At 64.3% G+C, this 398-nt stretch carries 1 pseudogene; it reads left to right on the plus strand.

Annotated elements, in window-relative coordinates:
* A pseudogene (locus tag D7Y15_RS43910) lies at positions 1-398 on the plus strand (hypothetical protein); the annotation flags it as partial.

Here is a 398-nt window from a genome sequence, read left to right on the forward strand (position 1 = left end):
GGCTATGAGTTCACGAAGGCGACCCAGCTCCAGTTCGGCGTACACCGCGTGCCCTTCGGCGTGCTGCCCTACGCCTCACATAACTGGTTCTTCTCCCTGCCCTACTACATGGGGATGGAGGACGACTACGACCTGGGTCTGAAGCTGGTCCACACGCAGGGGCCATGGGACCTGCAGGTCGCCTTCTACAAGAACGACGAGGGCAGCTTCACCGGCCGGAGCACGGACAGCGCGCGCTACTCGTATGACGTGGTGCAGGTGAGCAGCTCCAACCCGGGCGAGGCATACCTGGGCGTGGAGAGCGCGAACCACGAGAGCAACAAGCTCAATGCACGCGCGGCGTACACATTCCAGCACGGGGACCTGGGCCGCACGGAAGTGGGCGTCTCCGCGCAGAC

It is taken from the genome of Corallococcus sp. AB030 (assembly GCF_003668965.1).
GTDB lineage: Bacteria > Myxococcota > Myxococcia > Myxococcales > Myxococcaceae > Corallococcus > Corallococcus exiguus.